This window comes from Pedobacter sp. (assembly GCF_035566355.1).
Taxonomy (GTDB): Bacteria; Bacteroidota; Bacteroidia; order Sphingobacteriales; family Sphingobacteriaceae; genus Pedobacter.
Genome location: NZ_DATMRL010000464.1, coordinates 1 through 3,932, shown reverse-complemented (window position 1 = coordinate 3,932; position 3,932 = coordinate 1). Strand labels below are relative to the sequence as shown.

Genomic DNA, 3,932 nt, shown 5'->3' with positions numbered 1-3,932 from the left:
ACTGATCTATAAAATGGGAATAGAGGTTGCAAAAGATTACCGGAGAGTGGGGATGCATATGAACCTGGCGCCCGATGTTGATGTGAACAATAACGCAAAGAATCCGGTCATCAATTACCGTTCTTTTGGCGAAAATAAATATAACGTGGCCACTTCTGGTGCGGCTTATATGAAGGGAATGCAGGATGGTGGTCTGATGGTGAGTCTGAAACATTTTCCAGGGCATGGGGATACGGATGTGGATTCTCATTTTGATCTTCCCCAGCTGAATTTTACTAAAGCCCGCCTGGACAGTCTGGAGATCTATCCTTTCCGGGAACTGATCGGCCAAAATGCCTCCGGTGTAATGATTGCCCATATGAATATTCCTGCATTGGACAATACCCCGCATATGCCTTCTACCTTGTCAAGGCCTATTGTAACCGGGATCTTAAAGGAAGAACTTGGTTTCAAAGGGATCATTATTTCTGATGCGATGGAGATGAAGGGCGTGGTGAAATATTTTAAAGATGGAGAGGCTGATGTGATGGCAGTTATTGCGGGTAATGATATCCTGGAACTTTCGGAGAATAGCGACAGGGCCATTAAACTGGTTCGGAAAGCCGTACGTTCGGGCAGGATCAGCATGGAGCGGATTGACGAAAGTGTGAAAAAGATCCTGATGGCCAAATATTGGGCGGGTTTGAATAAGAAGGATAGTCTCGACGAACATCATGTACTTGCCGATGTGAATCGTCCGGAGAGCCTGGCGCTGCGTCAGGAACTGGCCAATGCTGCTATGACTTTGCTGAAGGGACGAGAAGTGCTTCCTCAACTTGATAAAGAAAAAAGAACCGTAATTATCAGTGTTGGGACACCTGAGGTGACCGTATTCCAAAAGGAACTGGGAACTTATTATCAGAATGCTGTTTTTTATACTTTAGATAAGAATGCAAATGCCAACCAGATTGCGGTTGTGGCGAGAGAGCTTAGTGGTTTTGACCAGGTGATCATCGGTATACACGATACCCGTACCCGCCCGGGAAATGGAATGGTGTTGAGTGCAGATCTGAAAATGTTCCTGAAAGACCAGAGTCAGAAAAATGCCTGCTTTGCCGTTTTCGCCAACCCTTATAACCTGTCTCAATGGAATGGGTTGGAGAATAGTAAATTCTTACTGGTGGCCTATCAGAAAGAAGATTTTATGCAAAAGGCGGCGGCATCCGTATTTAAAAATGAAGTTAACCCCAGCGGAAGGTTGCCGGTTACGGTCAATACGTTCTTTAAATACGGAGACGGCCGGTAATTGATTTAGATCGTTGGCGCGTGCAGCGCTTTGTAAGTCCAGTTGTTTAAAAAGCCCTGGATTTTTTTTATGCTGTGGCCTTTACCTTCTGTTTTGCTCTCTTCTGCGTCTCTTTCCAGGTAACCAGAGTCCTGGATGTGAAGAACTTTTCCTTCTCCGTCGAGGACAACGAATACAGGGAAGCCAAAGCGGCCTGGATTGCCCAGCTTGCTTAAAACTGCGGTGTTTTTGTTTTCCGGACTCCAGTTCACCAGTACCCATTCAAAATTGTCTCCGATCAGTTTTTTCAATTCCGGGGTTTTGTCTACCAGTTCATGGAAGCGGATGCACCAGATACACCAGTTGCCACCTACCTGTACCAGAACATTCTTTTTTTCTTTTTTTGCTTTGGAAATGGCCGCATTTAAATCTGCCTGCGCATTGGCATTAGGGTTATAAATGTGTACGGCTTCTTTTTTCTCGCCTTCCTTTTTATCCTGGGCCTGGCCTGCAGCGGCAACAGACATTAGGGCAAGGAGCAGTAATACTTTTAGTTTCATGAGTGTTTTGTTTTAATAGTGAGGTAGAGCCTTTGATGATTATCCTATTCATGTCGGGTTCATATGGTAAATTTACAAATAAGTTCTAGCTTTACCTGATGCCTCAACAGCCACTTAAAATATTACAAGCTTCTGCCGGCTCGGGTAAGACCTTTAGCCTGACCGCACATTATTTAATTCTTTTGCTTTCTTCAGAAACCAAATACAGGGAAATTCTGGCGGTAACTTTTACCAATAAAGCAACTGAAGAGATGAAAACCAGGATCATGGAAGTGCTGAAAGGTTTTGCGCAGGGAGATCCTTCTAAGAAGATTGGAGATTACAGGGATATTGTACTGAAAGCTCATCCGGATTTGGATGCAGGAAGTTTGAAACGAAAATCAGATGTCATTTACAGGAAGATCCTGCACGATTACAGCCGGTTTTCGGTGAGTACCATTGATGGTTTTGTTCAGAAAGTGATCAGGGGTTTTGCCTTTGAGCTTGGTTTGGACGCCGGTTATGGTTTGGAAATGAACTATGATAAGGTAAAGAACGAACTGGCAGAACGTTTAGATAAGGCTTTGGACAAGAACCCGGTACTGTTGCAGTGGATCATTGACCTGGCCCTGGACCGGATCAATAATAATTTGAGCTGGAATTACAGGAGAGAACTGATTGAACTAACCAACGAGATCTTTAAGGAACGCTATCAGCCTTTTGAACAGGCAGTGAAAGAACTGGGAGAAATCGCAGACCTGGATACCTTGTTCAAAGACTATAACAAGATCACCCGGTTGGGCATAGAAGCTTTTGAAGGTACGGTAAAGGATTTAGCAGAGCAGGCATTGCAGATCTTTCAGGTAGAAGATATTGATGTGGGAGATTTGAAGGGAAAGTCACGCTCGCCCCTAAATAACCTTCAGAAGATTGCGGATGGGGATTTGTCTAAGATCAGCAGTTTGGCTAAACTGGTGGATCAGCCGGAAGAATGGTTTCAGAAAGCTGCGGTAAATACCGCCTATGATGAACTTAACCCCGTGATTGCTAAATTGGTCTCTGCTTATCAGGAAGGGTTGTCTGCTTATCTTTTGGCACAGGCCTTCAACAAAAATTTATATTACCTGAGGTTGATGCAGGAAATGGCGCTTTTACTGAAAGAATACCGGAATGAAAGCCCGAACCTGCTGATCAGTGATGCACAGACCCTGCTCAAAGGGATTACAGATGATGCGGACGACAATCCTTCCTTCATTTGGGAAAAAATGGGAAACCGGTACCGGAATTTCCTGTTTGATGAATTTCAGGACACCTCAGCCAATCAATGGGGGAGTTTTAAGTCTTTGCTGACCAATGCCATGGCCTCACCCAGCGGGAAATTGATAGATCATCTGATTGTGGGGGATACCAAACAATCCATTTACCGCTGGCGGAACGGGGACTGGAACATTTTGCACCAGCAGGCAAAACAGGATGTTCAGATCCATAATGTAGTAGAAGATAGTCTGGAAGAAAATTACCGGAGTACGAAGAATATCATCCATTTTAACAATACACTTTTTAAACAGCTGCCCCAATTGATGCAATCGGGCTTAAATGGAGCTATTACAGAACAGGAAAGCCTTCCTGATCTGTTGAAATGGTGGCAGCAGCAAGGCTTTGACCGGATTGTTACGGATGTGTATGCAGAAGCAGAGCAGAAAACAACACCTTATACCCTGGAAGGAGGAACGATCAGTTTTAATGTATTTAAAACGGATCCCGAAGGGAATGCGCTCACCAAAACAACTTTCCGGGACCTGGCTTTAAGTAAAATGATTGCAGAGCTTGATGTTCTGTTTACCGTAAAAAAATATAAACCCCGTGATATCTGTATTCTCGTCCGGTCGAATTCTGAAGCCGTTGCCGCAGTAGAAACCCTCATGGAGCAGGGGATAGATGTGATTTCCGGAGAGGCACTGTTGCTCAGCAATAATACCGCGGTGAAGTTGATCATCAATACCTTGCAGGTGATGGGTGGCCTGGCGGAGAACACAGCCCTGTATAAGGCCAACTGTATCAGTCTATATGCCAGACTGCAGCAGAAACCTGTTGAACCTCATCACTTTTTCTCTCTGAAGTTTAAGAGT

Annotated in this window: 3 protein-coding genes; 2 read left to right on the top strand and 1 reads right to left on the bottom strand. The window is 44.5% G+C overall.

The window, feature by feature from the left end; translation table 11 throughout:
• A partial coding sequence (locus VNZ46_RS17965; RefSeq protein ID WP_325561409.1) for a glycoside hydrolase family 3 protein occupies positions 1 to 1,285 on the top strand: 1,285 nt, incomplete at its 5' end.
• A gap of 5 nt (positions 1,286 to 1,290) precedes the next feature.
• Here VNZ46_RS17965 and VNZ46_RS17960 read toward each other — a convergent pair.
• Positions 1,291 to 1,824: a thioredoxin family protein gene (locus VNZ46_RS17960; protein ID WP_325561408.1), complete on the bottom strand. Its 534-nt coding sequence runs from the start codon at positions 1,822 to 1,824 to the stop codon at positions 1,291 to 1,293.
• A gap of 98 nt (positions 1,825 to 1,922) precedes the next feature.
• Between VNZ46_RS17960 and VNZ46_RS17955 the strand changes: the two genes are divergently transcribed.
• On the top strand, positions 1,923 to 3,932 hold a 2,010-nt coding region (locus VNZ46_RS17955; protein ID WP_325561407.1), incomplete at its 3' end, for a UvrD-helicase domain-containing protein.

Coding starts and splice junctions, on each gene's coding strand:
- VNZ46_RS17960 (WP_325561408.1), bottom strand. CDS start 1,824: ATGAAACTAAAAGTATTACTGCTCCTTGCCCTAATGTCTGTTGCCGCT.